This window comes from Chromobacterium subtsugae (genome assembly GCF_001676875.1).
Taxonomy (GTDB): domain Bacteria; phylum Pseudomonadota; class Gammaproteobacteria; order Burkholderiales; family Chromobacteriaceae; genus Chromobacterium; species Chromobacterium subtsugae.
Genome location: NZ_JYKA01000021.1, coordinates 45,828 through 68,291 on the forward strand (window position 1 = coordinate 45,828; position 22,464 = coordinate 68,291).

Consider the following 22,464-nt stretch of genomic DNA (forward strand, 5'->3'; position numbering starts at 1 on the left):
TTACTTCAGCGCGTAGATGGCCGGCAGGTTGCGCCAGGCGCCGCGCACGTCCATGCCATAGCCGAACACGTAGCGGTCCGGCACGTCCAGGCCGACGAAGTCCGCCTGCATCGGCTTTTCCTTCGAGATCAGCTTGTTGGCGAACACCGCGCTGAAGCAGGCCTTGGCGCCCATCTCCATCACTTTGTCGCGGATGGCGGCCATGGTGTGGCCTTCGTCCAGGATGTCGTCCAGCACCAGCACCACGCGGTCGCGCACGTCTTCCTTCGGCGCCTGGCGCCATACCAATTCGCCGCCGTGGGTCTTGTCGCCGTAGCGGGAAACATGGACGTAGTCGAAGTCCAGCGGGAAGGCCAGACGCGGCAGCAGTTGGCCGGTGAACACCACCGCGCCGCCCATCACCGACAACACCAGCGGGTATTCCTCGCCCAGCTTCTCGGTGATTTCCACCGCCATCCGGTCGACGGCGGTGCTGACTTCCTCGGCGCTGAACAGCACGTCGGCGCTGTTGATCAGCCCGCGGGCTTCGGAAATATTAGGCATGATGACTCCTTGACAGAACAGGCGGCGCCGCCGGGCTGCGGCGGCGCGAATGGAAAAACAATCAGTTGCGCTTCAGGCCGTCCAGGAAGGCGGCGAACTCGTCGGCCACCTCGTGGTGCTTCAGGCCGTAATTGACGGTGGCTTTCAGGTAACCCAGCTTGGAGCCGCAATCGTAACGGGTGCCCTTGAACGGCAGCGCCAGCACCGGCTCGCTCTTCAGCAGCGCGGCGATGCCGTCGGTCAGCTGGATTTCGCCGCCGGCGCCGGCGCCGGTGTTGACCAACTTGTCGAAAATGCGCGGCGTCAGGATGTAGCGCCCCACCACCGCCAGGTTGGACGGCGCGTCTTCCGGACGCGGCTTCTCGACGATGTGCTCGACGGCCTGATGGCCATGCGCATCGGTCTTGACCTTGACGATGCCGTAGGAGCTGGTGTCCTGCGGCGCCACCGTCTCCACCCCCAGCACCGAGGAGTGGGTTTCGTCGAACAGCCGCACCATCTGCTCCATCGCGCCCGGCGCGCCTTCGATCAGGTCGTCGGCCAGGATCACCGCGAACGGCTCTTCGCCCACCACCGGACGGGCGCACAGCACCGCGTGCCCCAGGCCCAGCGCCTCGGTCTGGCGGATATAGATGCACGACACCGACGGCGGAATGATTTCCTGCACCAGCTCCAGCAGCTTGTGCTTGTTCTTGTATTCGAGTTCGGTTTCCAGCTCGTAAGCCTTGTCGAAGTGATCTTCGATCGAGCGCTTGTTGCGGCCGGTGATGAAGATCAACTCGGTCATGCCGGCGGCGATCGCCTCCTCCACCGCATACTGGATCAGCGGCTTGTCCACGATGGGGAGCATCTCTTTCGGACTGGCCTTGGTGGCCGGCAAGAAGCGGGTGCCTAGACCGGCAACCGGAAACACGGCTTTGGTGATCTTTTTCATCTCGATTCCGTAACGCAGTGACGATTTCAACAACGACAGCGCCGCATTCTAGCTCGACTTGGCTTCAGGTCAAAATGCCCATTGCTTCGACAAGGCCTCGCTCAGTTCGCGGACCAGCGGCTGCCAGTTTCCGGGCTGAGCCTGCCGCCATAGGCGCACCGAGGGATACCACGGCGCGACCGGCGCTTCCGCCAGGAAGAATGGCGCGCTTTCGGCGCGCAGCAGCGCCCACACCGGCTTGCCCATCGCGCCGGCCAGATGCAGGATGGCGGTATCCACGCAAACCACCAGATCCACCTGCGCCAGCAGCGCGGCGGTATCGGCGAAATCGTCGATGCGGCTGGCGCGGACGCATCCACGCAGCTCGTCCGGCACCGCGCCGGGCTGCAAGGCGATGAAATCGATATCCGGCGCTTGGCAGATTTCGGCGAACTGCGCGGGCGGAATCGATTTATGCTGGCGTCCGAGATCCGCCACGCCGACGCCCCAATGGCCGCTTTCCCACACCACGCCCACCCGGCGCCGCTTGCCGGCCGGCAAAACCGGCGGCGCCCCGTCCGGCAAACGCAGGTACGGCGCGGTCGGCAAATTCTCCAGCGTGACGCCCAGCAAACCCGGCAATGACATCAGCGGCAGCTGGCAATCGTGCTCGGGCGCGGCGTCCGCCTCCAGCAAGGTCAGGCCCTCGAACTGCGCGAACAGGCGGTGGAACGAGCGCGGGCAAGCGAACAGCAGCCTGGCCTGCGGATGGGCGCGCCGCAGCTGCGGCAGGAATCTCGCCATCTGCAAAGTGTCGCCCAGGCCTTGCTCGGTCCACAACAGCAGGGTGCGCGCGCCCAGCGCGTCTCCCTGCCAGCGCCTTGCCGTCAGCCTTGGCCGCAGCACGCAGCGCCAGCGCGCTTCGTACAGGGGCCAGGCCTCGGCGTATCGGCCGGCCGTCAACAGCGTGATCGACTGATTGAACTGCAAGGTGGCGTCGTCCGGCGCCAGCGCCAGCCCTTTTTGCTGCACCGCGATCGCCTCGTCCAGCAGCAGCGCGCAGCTGTAGGCGTTGCCCAGGTTGCTGTAGCGCGCCACCGACGGCCCGCCCAGTACCAGCGCGCGCAATTGGCAGTCGATGGCGTCGCGATAGCGCTGCTGGTGCTGGCGGACGATGCCGAGATTGACCCAGGCGTCGAGATGGCCCGGCTCCGCGGCCAGCACCTCTTGCAGCAAGGCCGCCGAGATGTCCAGCTCGCCCAGCTCCTTCAGCAGCACCGCGAGATTGCTCTTGATGTTGCACGACGTCGGGTTCAGCGCGGCGGCCGCCAGATAATCATCCAGCGCGCCGGGCGTGTCCTCCAGCTGCAGCCTGGCGTTGCCGCGGTTGGCCAGCGCCTGCCAATCCTGGGGGTTCAGCGACAGGCAGCGGTCGAACGCCGCGATGGCGCCGGCCCAGTCGCCATGGGCGGCGCATTGATTGCCTACCTCGAAATCCGCTGTCGCCATCATGCTTGATGTCATCCCGCCCTCTCTCAGTTGCCCGACAACAACGCCTGCAGGCCGGCTTCGTCCACTACCGCGACGCCCAGTTCCTGCGCCTTGGCGAGCTTGCTGCCCGCCTCCTCTCCCGCCACCACGTAATGCGTTTTCTTCGATACGCTGCCCGACACCTTGCCGCCGGCCGCCTCGATCAAGGCCTTGGCCTGGTCGCGGCTCAGCGTCGGCAAGGTGCCGGTCAGCACCAGCGTCTTGCCGTCCAGCGGCAGCGCCGCCGCCTCGGCGGCCTGCGGCAGTTCGGCCAGGATGGCTTCGCGCAAGCCGGCCAGACGGCTCAGCGACTCGCGCCGGCCCGGCTCGTCCAGCCAGTCGGCCAACGCGTTCACCACCTCGGCCGGCAGATCCAGCTCCAGCAGCGCGCGCCGTTCGCTGGCGGCCAGCCAGGCCAGGCTGCGCTGCGCCGCCAGTTGCTGGCTGCGCACTTCGGTCAAGCGCGGAATGCCCAGCCGCGCCAGCAAGGCCGCGTCGTCCAGCCGCTCGCGCAATCTGGGCGACGGCGCATGCTCGTCGGCCGGGCGCACCTCGGCCAGCAGCGCGTCCAGCGCCTTTTCATTGTTGTCTTCGGCGAAGAAGTCCGCCAGCGATTCCGCCACCACCGCGCCGATGTCGGGCAAGGCGGCGAACAGCGCCGCCGGGCAGCGGCGGATCAACGCCATGCCGCCCAGCCAGTCCGCCAGCGTCTTGGCGGTGGATTCGCCGACATGGCGGATGCCCAGCGCGAACAGCAGCCGCGCCAGCGGCGGCGCGCGGCTGGCGTCTATCGCCGCGATCAGGTTTTCCGCCCACTTGCTGGCCACCTTGCCGGCCTTCACCGTTTCCGGCGTGACGCCCTCGTCCTCGTCGGCGCGGCGCTTCATCTCCAGCAAGTCTTCCAGCTTCAGCCGGTACAGGTCGGCCACGCCTTTCACGTAATCGTATTCGACCAGCTTGTCGATATAGCGCTCGCCCAGGCCGTCGATGTCCATCATGCGCCGGCCGGCGAAATGCTGGATCGCCTGGCTGCGCTGGGCGCGGCAGGACAGGCCGCCGGAGCAGCGGGCGATCGCCTCGCCTTCTTCGCGCGCCACGTGGCTGCCGCACACCGGGCAGGCGCTCGGCAAACGGTAGGCCGGGTATTGCGGCGCCTCGCCGGCGCTGAACAGATCGCCGCCCTCGGCCGGCTGCATCGGCCGGCGCTCCAGCACCACCGACACCACCTCGGGAATCACGTCGCCGGCGCGGCGCACGATCACCGTGTCGCCGACGCGCACGTCCTTGCGCCGCACTTCGTCCTCATTGTGCAGCGTGGCGTTGGTGACGGTGACGCCGCCGACGAAGACCGGCTGCAGCCGCGCCACCGGGGTGATGGCGCCGGTGCGGCCCACCTGCTCCTCGATGGCCTCGACCACCGTCAGCGCCTCCTCGGCCGGGAATTTATGGGCGATGGCCCAGCGCGGCGCGCGCGACACGAAGCCCAGCGCGTCCTGCTGGTCGCGGCGGTTCACCTTGTACACCACCCCGTCGATCTCGAACGGCAGGCCGGCGCGGCGCGCCTGCACCGCTTCGTAGTAAGCGGACAGCCCCGCCACGCCCTTGACCACCGGCCGCAAGCTTTCTTCCACCACCGGGAAGCCCAGCTGCTTCAGCCAGGCCATTTCGCCGGCGTGGGTGTCCGGCCAGTCCGCGCCCGCCACCTGGGCGATGGCGTAGGCGAAGAACGACAGCCGGCGCTGCGCGGTGATGCGCGAGTCGAGCTGGCGCAGGCTGCCGGCGGCGGCGTTGCGCGGATTGGCGAAAGTCTTGTCGCCGCGCTCGATCTGATCGGCGTTCAGGCGCTCGAAGTCGCGCTTCAGCATCAGCACCTCGCCGCGCACCTCCAGCAGCGCCGGCGGAGCCGCGCCGTCCAGCTTCAAGGGAATGGCGCGTATCGTGCGCACGTTCTCGGTCACCTGCTCTCCGGCCACGCCGTCGCCGCGGGTGGCGGCGCGCGTCAGCACGCCGTTTTCATACAGCAGCGAAATGGCCAGACCGTCGAACTTGGGCTCGGTGGCGTACTCAACCTCGGCCGCGTCCAGGCCCTTGCGCACCCGCTCGTCGAACTGGATCAGCTCGGCATGGCGCTCTGCCGGGTCGGCCAGCTGCATGTCGGAAAAGGCGTTGGCCAGCGACAGCATCGGCACCGCGTGCACGACGCTGTCGAATTCGGCCAGCGGCGCGCCGCCGACGCGGCGGGTCGGGGAATCGGAGAGCGCCAGTTCCGGATCGGCCTCCTCCAGCGCCTGCAGTTCTCGGAACAGGCGGTCGTATTCGGCGTCCGGCACGGTCGGCGCGTCCAGCACGTAGTATTCGCGGCCGTAGCGGTTCAGCAGCTCGCGCAATTCGGCGGCGCGCAGTTGGTTTGCGGTCATGGGAAGCTCTCGAACGGCAAAAGGGCCGGCAAGGCCGGCCCCGTCATCATAAATTCATCGCTCAGGCGAACAGGCGCAGGGCGGCGACGCTGCCCGGCGCGATGCCCCTGTCGTCCATGCTGCCGTAAATGTGCAGCAGTTGGTCGCGGATGCGGGCCAGGCCGGTTTCGGTCAGCACCCGGCGGTTGTCGTCCACCAGCTGCGCGTCGAATTCCTGGGCCAGGTGCTTGGCGAAGTGCACGGCGCGGTCGAACACGTCTACGCCGCCGGCCACGCGCGGCACGTCGAACAGCAGCGTCAGCGCCGGGAACGACTTGTCCAGCAAGGTATGGAAAGTGAACGGCATCTGGTCGGCCGCCACCAGCGAATACAGCGTGTTGCCGGAGTCGGCCAGGTAATGGAAGGCGCCGTCCGGCTCCAGCTGCAGCCCGGCGGCTTCGGCGAAGCTGCGCAGGCGCGCGCCCTCGATCGAAGCCTGAGGCACGATGTTGATGCCGATCAGCACGTCGACGTCGGCGCAGAAGCGGTCCAGTTCCCGCGCCGCCACCAGCTTTTGCTGGCGCTGCGGGAAGCTCACCGCCGCGTCGTGGTCCTCGGCGAAGCGCGACACCTGCTGGCAGAAGGCGGCCAGTTCCTGCTCGCCCACCGCGCCGGAGCGGTCCACCATCTGCATGCTGACGTTGATCTGCTTGTAGCGGGTGCCGGGCAGCGCCTCGGCCACTTTCCACAGGCCGCGCTCGGTGCGGCCGATCAGCTGGGTGCGCTTGCCGACATTGAAGCGCGGCATCGCCGCCAGCTCGTGCGGCTCATGGAACATCACCTCGGCGATGAAATCCAGCGACGGGTCCAGCATCGCCACCACCAGCGCCTGGTGGTCGGCGGAGTCCATCGCCAGCTCGGCCTCGTCCTCCTCGTCCATCACCGGCACTTCCACTTCCTGCAGCGCCGGTTCGCGGCGCGGCGCCGGCGGCGGCTCGCGGACCGGCGCTTCCGCCGGCGGAATCTCGAACAACGGCTCGTCGTCCTCTTCCGGCGCCCTCTCCGGCTCCAGTTCCGCATCCAGCAGCACCGGCTCCATCCGGTCGGCTTTCACGCCGTCGCGGACATTGTTCTTCGGCACATCCAGCAGCACGTCGCCATGCGGGCGCGCGAAGGCCTGGTGCGTCCGCTTGCGGAAGCGCCATTCCTGAAACATGTTGAAACCCAGCACCAGGGCGATCACGCCGCCGCCCAAAATCAAAACACCAATCTGCAATTCGCTCATTAGCCAGTCCGCATTAAGGCGAATAATCGAGGCTGCCAGCCGCGCCCGTCGGCGATCCGGCCTGTCAGCCTCCCTCGATCCTGTCACCGCCTCGGCCGCAGCCATTCGGCGGCCGGCCCGTTCTGCAGCGGGCATTTCAGGCTCATTATAACGAAAGCCCGCCGCAGCGCGCCATTTGGCATTGCAAAAACGCTTGACAAACCCCCGACGCGAAAATGCCATTGCCAAGACGGCTGGGCCAAGCCATTAGACCAGCTACGCATTTCCCCGCAACCCTGTATAACGCTCAGGAAAATTCGCCAGGATGAATATGACATTTCAGACAGGCGAATTTATCCGGATCGCGTGCCAGAATTGGAGATAACTCTGTTACAGGGCCGTACTAGTCTGTACAACACTGCTTAGAACAGCACGGGGACTCTTTACGATGAAAAAATCCGACCAAGCCAGTTTCCTGCCTGTCGTACGCGAATTGTCGCGCACTTACCAGGCCTTTGAACAGTTCGCCAGCTTCAACATCCGCCGGCTGGGACTGACACCGCCACAGTTCGACGTGGTTACCACCCTGGGCAACAGCCAGGGCATGAATTGCAAGGAGCTGTCCGACCACACCCTGATCACCAAAGGCACCCTGACCGGCGTGCTCGACCGCCTGGAAGACAAGGGCATCGTCACCCGCAGCATGCAGCCCAACGACCGCCGCAGCGTATTCGTGGCTTTGACACCCCACGGCCAGCAATTGTTCAGTCAAGCCTTTCCGGCCCACCTCGACTACATGCACAACGCTTTCCTGCATTTCGGCGAGCAAGACCTATCCGGCTTCTGCAACGAACTGGGCCGCCTGCGCGCCAGCTTCAGCCAGGCATTGGAGCAACAGGAGAACGAGCCGGCCTAAGCCTAAGCAAGCCTCCTCCCGCTCAGGCGCGCCGCCTCACTGCCGGAAGCTCACCGGGATGGTCAGCACCGATTCCGCGGCCGCTCCGCCGCGCCTGGCCGGCGCGAATCGCCAGCGCGCCACGGCGTCCATCGCCGCCTGGTCCAGGCGCCGGAAGCCGCTGCTGCGCGCCAGCGTCACCTTCAGAGCCCGGCCATTGACGCCGACTCTGACGCTGAGCAAGACCTCGCCCTCTTCTCCCAGCTGCAGCGACCGCTCCGGGTAAGGGGGCTGCGGATTCTCCAGATAGGCTGGACGGTAAAGCGCCTCATGGTCGCCATCGCTCTGGCCTTCGTCCTTTGCCTCCATCCCGCCCGTAGCCGAAATCTGCCCGCCTCCCGCCGCATCAGTCGCGGCGGCCGCGGCATTTGCAAAACGGCCAGCCGGCGCAGACTGGGGCCCCGCGACGCCGGCGGCAAGCGATCCGGCCCCGGCATGTTCAGCCCTCTGCGACTGCCGGGCTGGCATCGCCGGCCGGCTTCCAGCCAAACCGCCTCCGCCGCGCAGCGCGCCCGCGGCATGCGCAGCCGCAGCGCTCCCCGCCGCCAGACGAACCGCCAGCGGCGGCTCGGGCTGCGCCGGCACGGCATCGCGCGCCGGCCAGCTTGCCCAAATCCAGACTGCCAGCGCATGCAGGCCCAGCGACAACAGGCAGGCTCGCCTCAACGTGAACATCGCGGCGCTCAGCAGCGCATGGCAGCGCCCAGCCGGCTGTAATGCCACCAGGCCAGCGCCATGCACAGCAGGTAAAACAGGAAAAACATCGCGAACGCCGGCAAAAAGCCGCCGAACCAGCTCAGCGACGAGCCGAAGGCCTTGGGAATGACGAAACCGCCGAACGCCGCCATCACCGAACTGACATTCATCGCCGACGCGCCGCGCCTGCCGCCGCGGGCATAGGCCTGCAACAGGCTTTCGCCGCGCCGCTGCGCCTCGCGCCCGGCCAGCAACAGAAACACCTTGGGCGCCAATTGATAGGACGAGCCGTTGCCGACGCCGGCCGCGAGGAAAATCAGCTGGAACATGCCGAGAAACAGCCAGAACGAGCCGCCGCTGCCGGCCGACGGCAGGCTGAGATACACCCCGACGGTGCCCAGCGCCATCAGGAGATTGCTGGCCACGGTGGCGATGCCGCCGCCGATCCGGTCGCCCATCCAGCCGCCCAGCGGCCGCGCCAGCGCGCAGGCCATCGGGCCGACGAACAGATAGGGGCTGGCGTCCACTTGCGGAAACATGCTGCGCGCCAGCAGCGGAAAAGCGGCGGAAAACCCCAGGAAGGTGCCGTAGCTGCCCATGTACAGCAAACAGATGTACCAGGTGTGGGCGTCGCGCATCGCGTCCAGCTGGTCGCGCGGGGTGATGCGCAGCTTGGGCAGATCGTGCGCGTACAGCAGACAGGCCAGCGCCGCCAGCAGCACCAGCGGCAGCCAGACATAGGCGGCGTTCTGCAGCCAGACGTAATGCACGTCGCCGCCCCGGCCCCATACCTGCGGCTCGCCGGCATGCAGGCCGAACAGCGGATAGAGGATGCACAGCGGAATCAGCAATTGCGCCACCGACACGCCGAGATTGCCCAGCCCCGCGTTGATGCCCATCGCCAGCCCCTTTTCCGACTTGGGGAAAAAGAAGCTGGTATTGGACAAATGCGAAGCGCTGGCGCCGCCGCCGACGCCGCACAAGCCGGCCACCAGCAGCAATTGCCAGAATGGCGCGGCGATGTCCTGCACCACCGCGCCCACGCCCCAGGCCGGCAGCAACAGCAACAGCGTCGACAGGCCCAGCCACAATCCGCCGCCGACCCAGCTCCAGGCCCAGGAATAGATCAGCCGCATCAGCGCCCCCACCAGTGGCGGGATGGACACCAGCAGGAACTGCTGTTGGTCGGAAATGAGAAAGCCCACCGCCGGCAGATTGACCACCACCATGCTCCACATCATCCAGATGTTGAAATTCAGATGCAGCGAGAAGGTGGACAGCCACAGATTGCGCCGGGCGATGCCGCGGCCGCGGCTCAGCCAGAAAATGACGTTTTCCGGCTCCCAGCGTTTGATGCTTACGGTCATGGCTACACTTCCACAATGGCGAGAACGCGCCGGCGGCGAGCGACGACGCGTTCCGTTCGGATCCGCAGAATGGTTTCGATCAGGCCTATCAAGGCGGCGCAGTATGCCATCCGTCCGCCTCGCGCCCTTTGCGCCGCGTCAATAGTGGAATCAGGCGGTCTCGCGCATCTTCAGCGCTTCGACGATGTCCACCGCGACGATGCGGCTGACGCCCTGTTCCTGCATGGTCACCCCCACCAGTTGCTCGGCCATTTCCATGGTCAGGCGGTTATGGGAAATATAGAGGAACTGGGTGCGCTCCGACATTTGCTTGACCAGGTCGCAGAAGCGGCTGGTGTTGGCGTCGTCCAGCGGCGCGTCCACCTCGTCCAGCAGGCAGAACGGCGCCGGGTTCAGAGAAAACAGCGAGAACACCAGGCTCATCGCGGTCAGCGCCTTTTCGCCGCCTGACAGCAGGTGGATGGTGCTGTTCTTCTTGCCCGGCGGCTGGGCGATGATCTGCACGCCGGCGTCCAGCAAGTCTTCGCCGGTCAGCACCAACTCGGCGCGGCCGCCGCCGAACAGCGTGGGGAAGAATTCGCGCATCTTGGCGTTGACCGCCTCGTAGGTGGCTTGCAGCATCTCGCGGGTTTCGCCGTCGATCTTGGCGATGGCCTCCTCCAGCGTCGCCATCGCCTGGTTGAGGTCGTCGGACTGGCTGGCCAGATACTCGCCGCGCTTTTTCGCCTCTTCCAGCTCTTGCAGCGCAGCCAGGTTGACCGCCCCCAGCCCCTCCAGCGCCCGCGCCAGGCGGGCGATTTCCGCCGCCAGCGCGTTCGGCTTCACCCCTTCGTTGAGATCGGCCAGCAACGCCGCCTCGTCGGCCTCGGCCTGGGCCAGCTCCTCGGCGAAGCGCTCCATCGCCAGCCTGGCCTCCTGGTGCTTGAGCAGCCAGTCTGAACGCGCCTGGCGCAGCGCCGGCAGCGCGGCGTTGGCTTCCTGCTGGCGCTGGCCCAGCTCGCGCAGCCGCTCGGTCAGCTGGTTGAGCCGGTCGCGCGCGGCCGCGAGGCCGCCTTCGCGGGACTCGCGCTCGGCCAGCGCCTGCTGCAGCGCCTCTTCCGGCACCGCCTCGTCGACGGTTTCCGACTCGGCGGCCAGCGTCTCCAGCCGTTCCTGCAGCTGCTCGTCGCGGTCGGCCAGCTCGCGGCCGCGGCGCGACAGTTCGGCCACCTTCTGCTCGGCGCTGTGAAGCGCCAGCTTGATCTCGTGCAGCACGCGCTCGGCGTCGCGCGCCTTGTTGCGCGCCAGTTGCAGGCCGGTTTCGGCATTCAGCCGGTCCAGCCTCACCTCTTCCAGCTGCAGCGCCAGTTCCTCCAGCGTCAGCGCCGCTTCCTCGCCCATCAGTTCGGCCTCGGCGATGCCGTCGTCGGCGTGCGCGCGCTCTTCCGCGATGCGCTGGCGCTCGGCCTCGATCGCCGACAAGCGCGCCGCGCCCTGGCGCGCCGCCTGGTCCAGCTTGACGTGCTCCAGCGTGGCGGCGTTCAGCTCCGCCTCCAGCCGGGTCAGCGAGCCCTTCTGGCCGCGCACCGCCTCGGCCAGCATATTGCCCATGCTCAAGAGGCTGTCGCGCTTCTTCTGCATCGCTTCGATTTCCGGCCGCCAGGCCTCGGCGCGGGCGCTGGCTTCGTCCAGCTGCCGCTTGCGCGCCATCAGGCCGTCGCCGCTGGCTTCGGCGTGGTAGCGCACGCTGGCGGCATCGACACGATGGCCCTCCGGCGTCAGCCAGCATTCGCCGGCCGCCAATTCGCCGCGGCGCGCCAAAGCGGCATCCAGCGTGTCGGCCAGGTACACGCCGGCCAGCCAGTCGCCCAGCGCGGCATCGAACGGCGCTTGCGCCTTGACCTCGGCCAATAGAGCCGGCCAGCTTCGCGCCGGCAATCCGGCGGCGGCCGCGCGCTTGCCGTCCACCAGAACCAGCGCGGCGGGCGGCTGCCCGGCCGGCAGCGCGGCGGCGCGGGCGGACAGGCGTTCGCCCAGCGCCGCTTCCAGCGCCTGCTGCCAGCGCGCGTCGATCTGCAGCGACTGCCACAGTTGCGGCGCGTCGGCCAGGCCATGCTGTTCCAGCCAGCCGGCCAGTTGCTCGCCGGCCGCCTCGCGCTGCAGCAGCGCCGCCAGCGCGGCGGCCTCTGCCTCGGCGCGCGCCAGCTCGGTGCGCTTGGCCGCCAGCTGCTGGTCCAGTTTTTCGCGCTCGGCAGCCAGGTCGGCCTGTTTGGCCTCGTCGGCCACCAGCCGCGCCCGCACCGCGTCCAGCGCGGCCCTGGCCTTGGCCACTTCCTGCTGCGCCGCTTCCAGCGCGGCGTGCTCCGGCAGGTTCAGGTCCGACAATTCGCGCGTCAGCGCGGCGTCGCGGCCGGCCAGTTGCTGCATGCCGCGCTGCCAGTGTTCGATCTTCTGCCGCGACAGGTCGCGCTCGCGGGTGAGGTTGGCCTGCTGGGCCACCATCTGCGACTGCCGCTGGTCCAGCACGCGGAAGGCGGCCTCGGCGCCCGGCAGTTCGTCGGCGCCGTCCTCCAGCGCCATCTGCGCCTCTTCCTGCCTGAGCTGCGCCTCTTCCAGCCGCGGCAGCCAATCGTCCAGCTCGGCCTCCACCTGCTGGCGGTTGTCGGCCAGTTGCTGGCGTTCGCTGCGCGCCGCCGCCAGGTCGCGCTCCAGCCGCTGCCGGCTCTGCTCGCGGTGGCGCTGCGCCTCTTCCAGCCGCGCCAGCTGCGCGTTGGCCTCGAACAGCTGCTGCTGCGCCTCGTGCACCGCGTCGCTGGCGGCGAAATGGCTTTCGCGCACCGTCTCCTGTTCGGTTTCCAGGTGGGTGGCCGCGCTCTCCAGCGCCGCCTCCTCGGTTTCGATGCGCGCCAGCTCGGCGCGGGCGGCCGCCTCGTTGCGCGCCGCCTCCTCGCGCCGCGCCAGCGCCAGCAGGTTCTGCTTGTGGGTCAGCGCGCCCTTGAGGTCGTGATACTGGGACGCCACTTCAGCCTGCTCCGACAGGCGCTCCACTTGGCGCTCCAGCTCCTGCTGCAGGTCGGCGATGCGCTCCAGGTTGGCGCGGGTGTCGGTCAGGCGGTTTTCTGTCTCGCGGCGGCGCTCCTTGTACTTGGACACGCCGGCCGCCTCTTCCAGATAGGCGCGCAGCTCTTCCGGCCGCGCCTCGATGATGCGCGAGATCATGCCCTGCTCGATCACCGCGTAGCCGCGCGCGCCGACGCCGGTGCCGAGGAACAGGTCGGTGATGTCGCGCCGCCGCACCTGCTGGTTGTTGATGTAGTAGCTGGATTCGCCCTGGCGGGTCAGCACCCGCTTGATCGCCACTTCGGCGTACTGGCCCCAGGGGCCGGTCAACTGGCCGTCGGCGTTGTCGAACACCAGCTCGACCGACGCCCGCGACACCGGCTTGCGAGTGGACGAGCCGTTGAAGATCACGTCCTGCATCGACTCGCCGCGCAACTGCTTGGCGGACGATTCGCCCAATACCCAGCGCACGGCGTCGATCACATTGGACTTGCCGCAGCCGTTGGGGCCGATCACCGCCACCAGTTGGCCCGGCACCGCGATGCTGGTGGGGTCGACAAATGACTTGAAACCGGCAAGCTTGATATGGGTCAGGCGCAAGACATCCTCACTGCTCGTATGTAGAGATTAAGCCAAAGCGGCATTTTATCAGGCCCGCCGCGCCAGCGGTGCGGCATGGCGGCCCCGGCCGCGCCGGCGAATTTGCGCTGGCCTGGGGCTGGGGCAGTTGTGCCATAATGGCCGTATGGAACCCTTATCGCTGTGCAATCATTTCCTGATCGCCATGCCCGGCATGGGCGATCCGCTGTTTGCCAAGTCGCTGGTCTACCTGTGCGAGCACGGCGAACACGGCGCCATGGGCCTGATCGTCAACAAGCCGTCCGGCATCGCCATGGCGCAGCTGTTCGACCAGATCGATCTGCCGCTGGACGACGAGGACACCCGCACCGGGGTGGTCTACTTCGGCGGCCCGGTGCAGCCGGACCGCGGCTTCGTGCTGCACCAACCCTCCGGCAACTGGCAGTCCAGCCTGATGGTCACCGACGACATCGCGCTGACCACCTCCAAGGACGTGCTGGCGGCGGTGTCCGAAGGCCGCAAGCCCGAGCGGCTGCTGATCTCGCTGGGTTACGCCGGCTGGTCGGAAGGCCAGCTGGAGCAGGAAATCGCCGACAACGGCTGGCTGACGGTGCCGGCCGACCCCGCCATCATCTTCGAACTGCCCTGCGAAGCCCGCTACGACGCCGCGATGGCGCTGCTGGGCATCGACCCCACCCTGCTGTCGTCGGAAGTCGGCCATGCCTGAAGGTTGCGTGCTGGCTTTTGATTTCGGCGAGCGCCGCATCGGCGTCGCCGTCGGCGACGCGATGCTGGGCATCCCCCACCCGCTGGCTACCATAGACACCGCCGTCACCGACGAGCGCTTCGCCGCCATCGGCAAACTGATAGGCGAATGGCAGCCGGCTCAGTTGGTGGTGGGCCTGCCCATGCACCCGGACGGCGTCGAACACGAAATGAGCGCGCTGGCGCGCCGCTTCGCCAACCGGCTCAAAGGCCGCTTCGGCCTGCCGGTATGGCTGGTGGACGAGCGCTATACCTCGGTGATCGCCGAGCAGCTGCTGGAAGAGGCCGGCGTCAAGAAAGGACGCAAGCAAAAACCGGCGCTGGACCAGGTGGCCGCGCAGGCCATCCTCGCCGGCTGGTTCGAGCAGCCGGGCACCGCAGTTTGATGCCGGCCAGGCTCTTCGCCCTGCTGCTGCTCGCCGCCAGCGTCGCCGGCTTCTGCTGGTTGTGGCGCCAGGCGCAGCTGGCCAACGCGGCGCGCGATTGGCCGATCGCGGCCGGCGTCGTGGAGCGCAGCGCGGTGGAATGGCGGCAGCGCCGCGGCGGCGACAACAGCGATCAGCGCGAGTACCGCGCCGACGTCGTCTACCGCTACCAGGCCGGCGGCCAGCACTACCGCGCCGGCAATATCCGCATCCCCGACGCCGGCTTCGGCGGCAGCCAGACGCTGGCCCAGGATACCGTCAGCCGCTATCCCGCCGGCGCGGCGGTGCAGGTGCGCTACAACCCCGCCAAACCGCAGCAAGCCTGCCTGGAGACCGGCGCGCACTGGAGCCTGAGCGCCGGCCAGTTGCTGATGCTGCTGTTCGCCGCCGCCGGCGTCGCCCTGCTGCTCCGCCGCTGAGCCCTTCGCCACCGGGCGCCCGGTTCCCCTGCCAGAGAATCTCCGCAAGCCATTGTTTTGTTAGAAGCTATTAAGCGCCATTGAGTCGGGCCGGCAAACTGGCGATACTGATAGCGATGGCAGATTCAGCGGAGGGCCCCGCCATGAGCATCAGTCAAACCACGCAGATTTCACTGGCGAGCGCCGCCTTGCTCAACGGCGGCACCGTGCCGTCGCCGGTGGTGCAAAACGGCAACGCCACGCAGGCGCTGGCCGCCCAGGCGGCCCAGCTGTCGCAGGAGTCCAGCGTGGTGACGCTGCTGGGCGGCGGCGACAGCAGCGGCGCCACCTACGACCCCGCCGGCATGCTCAACGGCTTCGCCACCGCCGGCGTGCTGCAAGGCAGCGCGCTGAGCCCGAGCAGCGGCGAAAGCGCGCAGGACAGCACCGATCAGCAGGTGCTGGACCAAACGCTGGGCGTCAGCGGCGCCGCATCGTCCGGCCTCAACGGCAACTGGGCGACGGTGCTGCAAAGCAATCCGGCGCTGGCCGGCCAGGCGGTGGCGGACAGCACCAACGGCAATATCGTCGACACCCTGGCCTAGCGCCGGCCATGAAAAAAGCCCGGAATGCTCCGGGCTTTTTCGCGGGCCTCAGCGGCTGCCCTGCTTGCGGCTTTCCTTCTCTTTCAGCTTTTCCTCGCGCAGGATCGCGCGCTCGGCGGCGATGGCCTTCGCGCGCTTTTCCCACGCCAGCCATTCATCCGGGCGCTCCAGCGTGATGCGGCCGACCTGGCCGTCGCGGAAGTCGGTCAGCACGATCTCCGCCGCCTTCTGCATATTGATGCGGCCGCCGGACAGCACCGCGCCGCGCTTCCTGCCTATCATTTCCAGCACCTGCCAGTCCTGCCGGCCCTCCACGTCGTCCAGCTTGTAGCGCGCGCTCAATTCCGGCGCGTAATGGACCAGCAGATACTTCAGCAGCTCCAGCGTCACCTCTTCCTCGTCCATCGCGTTGCGGCCCACCGCGCCGCTGGCGGCCAAATTGTAGCCGCCCTCCTCCACCTCGATCTTCGGCCACAGCATGCCGGGGGTGTCGAACAGTTCGAAGTCGTCGGCCAGGATGATGCGCTGCTCGTTCTTGGTGACGCCCGGCATATTACCGGTCTTGGCGATCTTGCGGCTGGACATGCTGTTGATCAGCGTGGATTTCCCTACGTTGGGAATGCCGCAGATCAGCACCCTGAGCGGCTTTTCCAGGCCGCCGCGGTTGGGCGCCAGCTCGCGGCAGGCCGCCACCAGCTTCTGCGCCGGCGCGCGCTCGCCGGCGTCCATGCCCAGCGCCTGGGTATGGGGCTTGGCGTTGTACCAGGCCAGCCACTGCTGGGTGATGGCCGGGTCGGCCAGGTCCTGCTTGTTCAAGATCATCAGCCGCGGCTTGCCCTTCGCCATGCGGGCCAGCATCGGATTGGCGCTGGAAGCCGGCAGGCGGGCGTCCAGCAGCTCGATCACGACATCGATTTCTTTCAGGCGCTCGGTAATATCCTTGCGCGCCTTGTTCATATGGCCGGGGAACCATTGGATTGCCATTGTCAACGCTTTCTAATCGGGTCCAGCAGATAAGTCAGACCATTGTGGTCGAGTTCTTGCATCAGTTGCAGCAGCCGGCCGATCTCGCCGGGCGGAAAGCCTTCGCGGGCGAACCAGTTCAGGTAGTTGCCCGGCAGTTCGCAAATCAGGGTGCCCTTGTGCTTGCCGAAAGGCATGACGCGGGTGGTGAGGCTGAGCAGGTCTTCGGCTTGCATGATGGCAGGTATAGATTGAGGCTGGGCATTGTGCCAAAGCCGGCCAGCGCCGGCCAGGCTTGATATGGCGCAATCACGCAGCGGGTTTCGCTTTGGGCCGGCGCGGCGGCGATTTAGCATGTCGGCGCGACACCTGCGGCCGGCGCTGGTCCGGCCAGGCTTTTCGGTTCGCGCAGAGCCGTTTGCGGGCGCTTCGGCGCCCGCCTTTTCACGGCTGCGGCATGGGCTTGCGGTCGTTGAAATACAGGAAGCCCTTCACCACGCGGTAGATGTACCAAACCCACACCGCGAACAGCACTACGCCGCCCACCAACAGCCACAGCGTGGCGAAGCCGACGACATAGCCGAGCAGGGCCAGCCAGAAGGTGCGGATCTGCCATTCGAAATGGCTTTCGTACAAGGTGCCGCGCACATCGTCGCGCTTCACGTAGTTGATGATCACGCCGACCAGCGCGGTGACGCCGACCAGCAGGCTGACCGCCTGCAGGATGTACACCGCCAGCGTCAGATTGTTCAGCTTGCGTTCGCCTTCGTCGTGCAGCTCCAGCTCCATGCATCTTCTCCCGCGGGGTTAGCAATTCAGCAATTTTTCGAAACGCCCGGCCAGGCCGGCGCGCGCGCGGCGGCTGGCGTCCAGCGCCGCGGCGACGCCGCGGCCGGCGCCAGGCTGAGCCGGCCGCGGGCTCCAGCCCTGCAAACCGCCTTCGCCGCGGCCCCCGGACAGCAAGACCGGCAGCGCCGGCCGCCACGCCAGGCCGGCAGCCGCCGCCAGCTCCGCCGCGCGGCGGTTGGCGTCATCCAGCGCCGCCAGCTCGTCCAGCCCCAGCGCCACCTGCCGCCATTCCAGCAGCAGAATGCGCGCCGCCAACCAATCGGCCGGTTCGGCCAGGCGCGGCGGCAGGCCCTGCGCCGGCAAGCCGCGCCGCAGCGCCAGGCGCAAGGCCAGCAGGCGGATTTCCGGCAGCATGGACTCCAGCAGCGGCGCGCCGCCATCGCAAGCCGCCAGCCAGGAAGACAACTGCCCGGCCGGCGGCCCGGAGCGATAAGCCAGCCACTCGCCGTCGGTCACCAGGGCGACCGGGTACAGCGTGGACTCCGCCATCGTGGCGGCCTGGCTGCGGGCAAGGGAAAAGGCGTCTCTGACTTCGTTCATGGCAGGTGTCTCCGGATCGGGAACGGTGCGGTCGGACCGGAGAACATTCGCTTCTTGCAAGATCAAAAAAACAAATGCCACCGGTAACCGGCGGCATTTGTCGGGAATGTGCTCGCAGACCTCGTCGTCTTGGCCAAGCCTATCCCTGGCGCCGCCAGGATGAGCGGTACCAATAGGAATAGCGGTGGAAAAGGACGGCATTTCGGTCAGTCATGCCCAGCATGCTGCCAATGATGGCCGCCGCCGTCAAGCCATAGTTCCGGCGGCGGGGCGCGGCAACAAGCTGATCCCGCAAGAAAAAACCGGGCCGTCCTCGCGGAGCGGCCCGGTTTCGCGGCGCGGCGCGCGGCTTACATATTGGGGTAGTTAGGCCCGCCGCCGCCCTCCGGCGTCACCCAGTTGATGTTCTGGGTGGGGTCCTTGATGTCGCAGGTCTTGCAATGCACGCAGTTTTGCGCGTTGATCTGCAGCCGCGGCTTGCCTTCGTCCTGGCCGACGATTTCGTACACGCCGGCCGGGCAGTAGCGCTGCTCCGGCGCATCGTACAGCGCCAGGTTGACCGCCACCGGCACCGACGCGTCCTTCAGCTTCAGGTGCGCCGGCTGGTCTTCGCTGTGGTTGGCGTTGGAGATGAACACCGAGGACAGGCGGTCGAAGGTCAGCTTGCCGTCCGGCTTCGGATAGGCGATCGGGCTGAACTCATAGGCCTGCCGCAGCGACTCGTTGTCGGCGTGCTTGTGGCGCAGCGTCCACGGCGCGCGGCCGCGGAACAGGAAGGTGTCCAGCGCCGAATAGATCATCGCCGGCCACAGGCCCCAGCGGAACGACGGGCGGATGTTGCGCACCTTGTAGAGTTCGGCATGCGCCCAGCTCTGCTGGAACTTGGCCGAATAGGCCTTGGCTTCGCCGCCCTGCGCCCGCGCCTCGTCGCCCAACAGCTCGAACACCGCCTCGGCCGCCAGCATCGCGGATTTCATCGCGGTGTGGGTGCCCTTGATCTTGGGCACGTTGAGGAAGCCGGCGGTGTCGCCGATCAGCGCGCCGCCCGGGAAGGTCAGCTTGGGCAGGCTCTGCAGCCCGCCCTCGGTCAGCGCGCGGGCGCCGTAGGAGACGCGGCGGCCGCCCTCGAAGGTTTTCTTGATCGCCGGGTGGGTCTTGAAGCGCTGGAACTCCTCGAACGGCGACAGGTAGGGATTCTGGTAATCCAGGCCGACCACGAAGCCGACCGCCACCAGATTGTCTTCCAGGTGGTAGAGGAAGGAGCCGCCATAGGTGGCGGTGTCCAGCGGCCAGCCCACGGTATGGGTGATGTGGCCGGGCTGGTGATGCTCCGGCTTCACTTCCCACAATTCCTTGATGCCGATGCCGAAAGTCTGCGGATCGGCGCCGTCGCGCAGCTTGAAGCGCTCGAACAGCGTCTTGGTCAGCGAGCCCCTACAGCCTTCGGCGAACAGGGTTTGCTTCGCCCACAGCTCCATGCCCGGCTCGCCTTCCTGGTCGCCGTTCTTGCCGGTGCCGACCGCGCCGGTGGCCACACCCTTGACCGAGCCGTCGGCGTGGTACAGCACCTCGGCCGCGGCGAAGCCCGGGTAGATCTCCACACCCAGGTTTTCCGCCTGCTGGCCCAGCCAGCGGCAGAAGTTGCCCAGGCTGACGATGTAGTTGCCGGCATTGTGCATCTGCGGCGGCGTCGGCAGCTGGATGGATTCGGTTTCGGTCAGGTAGAGGAAACGGTCGGACAGCGCCGGCGTGTTCAGCGGGGCGTCCAGCTCTTTCCAGTTCGGCAGCAGCTCGCTGAGCGCGCCGGTTTCTATCACCGCGCCGGACAGGATGTGGGCGCCGATTTCCGAGCCCTTCTCCAGCAGGCAGACGCTGACTTCGCGGCCCTGCTCGGCCGCCAGCTGTTTCAGACGGATCGCCGCGGACAGGCCGGAAGGCCCGCCGCCGACGATCACCACATCGTATTCCATGTATTCGCGTTGCACCGTTTCTCCTTTGCGCCCGCCGGGACTTATTGATTTGATTGACATCATGCTATGAAGCGATGATGCCGTCAAAATCAAACAAGCGTTTAAACGGTGCCACTGTTGCGCAATGCGACAATGTCCGATTCGCCATAACCTAGCGTGCGCAAGATCTGCTCAGTATGTTCTCCCAGAGCGGGAGGGGCTAGATTGTACTCGACTGGCGTGCCGGAAAGTTTGATCGGACACCCTACCAGCGGCACTTCTTGTCCGACATTATCCTCCAAAGCCAGCTGCATGCCGCGCGCCTCGGCCTGCGGATCGGCGAAAGCCTCCTCCACGTCGTTGATCGGGCCGCAGGGCACGCCGGCCTTGTCCAGCTCCTTCAGCCAGTGCTCGCGCGAATGGTGGCGGAACGCCATCGCCAGCAGCGGCACCAGCTGGGCGCGGTTCGCCACCCGCTGCGGATTGGTGGCGTAACGGGCGTCGCGCGCCCACTGCGGCTGGCCGATCAGCCGGCATACCTCGGCGAACTGCTTGTCGTTGCCGCAAGCCAGGATGAAATGGCCATCCGACGCGGCGAACACCTGGTAGGGCACGATGTTGGCGTGGGCGTTGCCTAGCCGCGGCGGCACCTTGCGCCCCACCAGCCAGTTGGACGCCACATTGGCCAGCATCGCCAGCGAGCAGTCGAACAAGGCCATGTCGATATGCTGGCCGGCGCCGCTGCGTTCGCGGGCGATCAACGCCGCCTGCACCGCATTGGCGGCGTAGAGGCCGGTGAACAGGTCGGACACCGCCACCCCCACCTTGTGCGGCTCGCCGTCGGCCGGGCCGGTGATGCTCATCAGGCCGGACATGCCCTGCACGATATAGTCGTAGCCGGCCAGGCCGGCATAGGGCCCGCTCTGGCCGAAGCCGGTGATCGAGCAGTACACCAGCCGCGGATTGACGGCTTTCAGGCTGGCGTAATCCAGCCCGTACTTCGCCAAGCCGCCCACCTTGTAGTTTTCCAGCAGCACATCGGCCTCGGCCGCCAGCTTGCGCACGATTTCCTGGCCGGCCGGCTGGCTGATGTCCACCGTCAGCGAACGCTTGCCGCGGTTGGCGCACAGGAAATAGGCTGCCTTGCCGTCGGGCAGGCTGGGCGGCGCCCATTGCCGGGTATCGTCGCCGCTGCCCGGCTTTTCTATCTTGACCACATCCGCGCCCAGATCGGCCAGCAGCTGGCTGGCCCATGGCCCGGCCAGCACCCGGCTCAAATCCACAACCTTGATACCCGCCAACGCTCCTGCCATCGCGCTCTCCTTGTTCTGGCCGCCAAGATCCATGGCGCGCCTGTCCGCCGCTAAAAAAAAGTGGCCCGGCAAGCCGGGCCCCCAAAGGACAGACAGGAATCAACGGCGCGGCCGGCCCTCCGGCCGCGCCGGCTTATCAGGCAAACGCCTGAATACCGGTCTGGGCTCGGCCCAGAATCAGGGCATGCACGTCATGCGTGCCCTCATAAGTGTTGACCGCCTCCAGATTCATCACGTGGCGGATCACATGGAATTCGTCGCTGATGCCGTTGCCGCCGTGCATGTCGCGGGCGACGCGGGCGATGTCCAACGCCTTGCCGCAGTTGTTGCGCTTGATCAGCGAGATCATTTCCGGCGCGGCGCGGCCTTCGTCCATCAGCCGCCCCACCCGCAGCGCGGCTTGCAGGCCCAGCGCGATCTCGGTCTGCATATTGGCCAGTTTCAGCTGGATCAGCTGGTTGGCGGCCAGCGGCCGGCCGAACTGCTCGCGCTCCAGCGTGTACTGGCGGGCGGCCTGCCAGCAGAACTCGGCGGCGCCCATCGCGCCCCAGGCGATGCCGTAGCGCGCCTTGTTCAGGCAGCCGAACGGCCCTTTCAAACCCTTGACGCCGGGCAACAGCTGCTCGTCCGACACCAGCACGTCGTCCATCACGATTTCGCCGGTGATGGAGGCGCGCAAGGAGAACTTGCCGTGGATGGCCGGGGCCGACAGGCCCTGCATGCCCTTCTCCAGGATGAAGCCGCGGATTTCGTCGTCGTCATCCTTGGCCCAGACCACGAACACGTCGGCCGCCGGGCTGTTGGTGATCCACATCTTGCTGCCGGACAGCAGGTAGCCGCCGTCCACCTTGCGGGCGCGGGTCTTCATGCTGGCCGGGTCGGAGCCGGAATCGGGCTCGGTCAGGCCGAAACAGCCCAGCCACTCGCCGCTGGCGAGCTTGGGCAGGTATTTGTCTTTTTGCGCGTCGGAGCCGTAGGCCCAGATCGGGTGCATCACCAGGGACGACTGCACGCTCATCGCCGAGCGGTAGCCGGAATCCACCCGCTCCACCTCGCGCGCCACCAGGCCGTAGGCGACATGGCTGAGGCCGGCGCAGCCGTAGCCTTCTATGGTGCAGCCGAGGAAGCCCAGCTCGCCCATCTCGTTGATGATCTCGCGGTCGAAGCGCTCTGCGCGGTTGGCGGTCAGCACCCGCGGCAGCAGCCGCTGCTGGCAGTAGTCGTGCGCGCTTTGCTGCACCAGCCGCTCTTCGTCGCTCAATTGGTCCAGCAACAACAGGGGGTCTTCCCAGACGAAGGGCGCGCGCTGCGAGGATGCTGCCATATGCTTTCTCCCGATTAATTCCGCATTGCGGAATTGAATTTCACCATGCAA

20 protein-coding genes are annotated in these 22,464 nt (G+C 67.2%); 5 read left to right on the forward strand and 15 right to left on the reverse strand.

What is annotated here, in order from left to right; translation table 11 throughout:
• The 5 genes from MY55_RS19155 to MY55_RS19175 all read right to left on the reverse strand — a co-directional run bounded on the left by MY55_RS19155 (nucleotide 1) and on the right by MY55_RS19175 (nucleotide 6,667).
• A complete protein-coding gene (locus MY55_RS19155; protein WP_043579760.1) occupies nucleotides 1-543 on the reverse strand; it encodes a hypoxanthine-guanine phosphoribosyltransferase in 543 nt (180 codons plus the stop codon).
• Nucleotides 544-604: 61 nt separating this feature from the next.
• Nucleotides 605-1,477 (reverse strand): UTP--glucose-1-phosphate uridylyltransferase GalU, encoded by an 873-nt coding sequence (gene galU, locus MY55_RS19160; protein ID WP_043579758.1) that lies wholly within the window; start codon nucleotides 1,475-1,477, stop codon nucleotides 605-607.
• 69 nt (nucleotides 1,478-1,546) lie between these two features.
• Nucleotides 1,547-2,968, reverse strand: a complete 1,422-nt coding sequence (locus tag MY55_RS19165; RefSeq protein WP_230623431.1) for a tetratricopeptide repeat protein — start codon at nucleotides 2,966-2,968, stop codon at nucleotides 1,547-1,549.
• Nucleotides 2,969-2,991: 23 nt separating this feature from the next.
• Nucleotides 2,992-5,403 carry an NAD-dependent DNA ligase LigA gene (gene ligA, locus MY55_RS19170; protein WP_047244507.1) on the reverse strand — a complete coding sequence of 804 codons (2,412 nt, stop codon included), beginning with the start codon at nucleotides 5,401-5,403 and terminating at the stop codon, nucleotides 2,992-2,994.
• A gap of 61 nt (nucleotides 5,404-5,464) precedes the next feature.
• Complete coding sequence (locus MY55_RS19175) at nucleotides 5,465-6,667, reverse strand: cell division protein ZipA C-terminal FtsZ-binding domain-containing protein (protein ID WP_047238187.1); 1,203 nt, start codon at nucleotides 6,665-6,667, stop codon at nucleotides 5,465-5,467.
• Nucleotides 6,668-7,094: 427 nt separating this feature from the next.
• On the opposite strand from MY55_RS19175, the gene MY55_RS19180 reads away from it, so the two are divergent.
• Nucleotides 7,095-7,562: a MarR family winged helix-turn-helix transcriptional regulator gene (locus MY55_RS19180; RefSeq protein WP_043579750.1), complete on the forward strand. Its 468-nt coding sequence runs from the start codon at nucleotides 7,095-7,097 to the stop codon at nucleotides 7,560-7,562.
• A 36-nt stretch (nucleotides 7,563-7,598) separates the two neighbouring features.
• On the opposite strand, the gene MY55_RS23875 is transcribed toward MY55_RS19180, so the two are convergent.
• The 3 genes from MY55_RS23875 to smc form a co-directional block, all read right to left on the reverse strand.
• The gene (locus tag MY55_RS23875) at nucleotides 7,599-7,910 is read right to left on the reverse strand and encodes an energy transducer TonB (RefSeq protein WP_047238186.1); all 312 of its coding nucleotides are present in this window, start codon (nucleotides 7,908-7,910) and stop codon (nucleotides 7,599-7,601) included.
• A gap of 374 nt (nucleotides 7,911-8,284) precedes the next feature.
• Complete coding sequence (locus MY55_RS19190) at nucleotides 8,285-9,664, reverse strand: MFS transporter (RefSeq protein ID WP_043579746.1); 1,380 nt, start codon at nucleotides 9,662-9,664, stop codon at nucleotides 8,285-8,287.
• A gap of 150 nt (nucleotides 9,665-9,814) precedes the next feature.
• Entirely contained in the window at nucleotides 9,815-13,303 is a 3,489-nt protein-coding gene (smc, locus tag MY55_RS19195) for a chromosome segregation protein SMC (protein ID WP_043579744.1), read from the reverse strand.
• A 145-nt stretch (nucleotides 13,304-13,448) separates the two neighbouring features.
• On the opposite strand from smc, the gene MY55_RS19200 reads away from it, so the two are divergent.
• The 4 genes from MY55_RS19200 to MY55_RS19215 all read left to right on the forward strand — a co-directional run bounded on the left by MY55_RS19200 (nucleotide 13,449) and on the right by MY55_RS19215 (nucleotide 15,475).
• Complete coding sequence (locus MY55_RS19200) at nucleotides 13,449-14,009, forward strand: YqgE/AlgH family protein (RefSeq protein ID WP_043579742.1); 561 nt, start codon at nucleotides 13,449-13,451, stop codon at nucleotides 14,007-14,009.
• Nucleotides 14,002-14,433: a Holliday junction resolvase RuvX gene (gene ruvX, locus MY55_RS19205; RefSeq protein ID WP_043579740.1), complete on the forward strand. Its 432-nt coding sequence runs from the start codon at nucleotides 14,002-14,004 to the stop codon at nucleotides 14,431-14,433. Before MY55_RS19200 ends, ruvX begins: the two co-directional genes overlap by 8 nt.
• Complete coding sequence (locus tag MY55_RS19210) at nucleotides 14,433-14,891, forward strand: DUF3592 domain-containing protein (protein WP_065202891.1); 459 nt, start codon at nucleotides 14,433-14,435, stop codon at nucleotides 14,889-14,891. The genes ruvX and MY55_RS19210 overlap by 1 nt, the downstream gene beginning before the upstream one ends.
• Nucleotides 14,892-15,034: 143 nt before the next feature.
• Nucleotides 15,035-15,475, forward strand: a complete 441-nt coding sequence (locus MY55_RS19215) for a hypothetical protein (protein ID WP_043579735.1) — start codon at nucleotides 15,035-15,037, stop codon at nucleotides 15,473-15,475.
• Between the two features lie 48 nt (nucleotides 15,476-15,523).
• Here MY55_RS19215 and ylqF read toward each other — a convergent pair whose 3' ends face one another.
• The 7 genes from ylqF to MY55_RS19250 form a co-directional block, all read right to left on the reverse strand.
• Nucleotides 15,524-16,459, reverse strand: a complete 936-nt coding sequence (ylqF, locus tag MY55_RS19220; protein WP_043579733.1) for a ribosome biogenesis GTPase YlqF — start codon at nucleotides 16,457-16,459, stop codon at nucleotides 15,524-15,526.
• Between the two features lie 2 nt (nucleotides 16,460-16,461).
• Nucleotides 16,462-16,674, reverse strand: coding sequence for a DUF3820 family protein (locus MY55_RS19225; protein ID WP_043579731.1), 213 nt, complete (start codon nucleotides 16,672-16,674; stop codon nucleotides 16,462-16,464).
• A gap of 208 nt (nucleotides 16,675-16,882) precedes the next feature.
• Nucleotides 16,883-17,227, reverse strand: a complete 345-nt coding sequence (locus tag MY55_RS19230) for a DUF4870 family protein (RefSeq protein ID WP_043579729.1) — start codon at nucleotides 17,225-17,227, stop codon at nucleotides 16,883-16,885.
• A gap of 18 nt (nucleotides 17,228-17,245) precedes the next feature.
• Nucleotides 17,246-17,827, reverse strand: coding sequence for a hypothetical protein (locus tag MY55_RS19235; RefSeq protein WP_052258338.1), 582 nt, complete (start codon nucleotides 17,825-17,827; stop codon nucleotides 17,246-17,248).
• A 350-nt stretch (nucleotides 17,828-18,177) separates the two neighbouring features.
• Nucleotides 18,178-19,797 carry an electron transfer flavoprotein-ubiquinone oxidoreductase gene (locus MY55_RS19240; RefSeq protein ID WP_043579827.1) on the reverse strand — a complete coding sequence of 540 codons (1,620 nt, stop codon included), beginning with the start codon at nucleotides 19,795-19,797 and terminating at the stop codon, nucleotides 18,178-18,180.
• Between the two features lie 101 nt (nucleotides 19,798-19,898).
• On the reverse strand, nucleotides 19,899-21,089 hold the full coding sequence (locus MY55_RS19245) for a CaiB/BaiF CoA transferase family protein (protein ID WP_043579727.1): 1,191 nt from the start codon (nucleotides 21,087-21,089) through the stop codon (nucleotides 19,899-19,901).
• A gap of 136 nt (nucleotides 21,090-21,225) precedes the next feature.
• Nucleotides 21,226-22,413, reverse strand: a complete 1,188-nt coding sequence (locus MY55_RS19250; protein WP_043579725.1) for an acyl-CoA dehydrogenase — start codon at nucleotides 22,411-22,413, stop codon at nucleotides 21,226-21,228.
• Nucleotides 22,414-22,464: the final 51 nt, after the last annotated feature.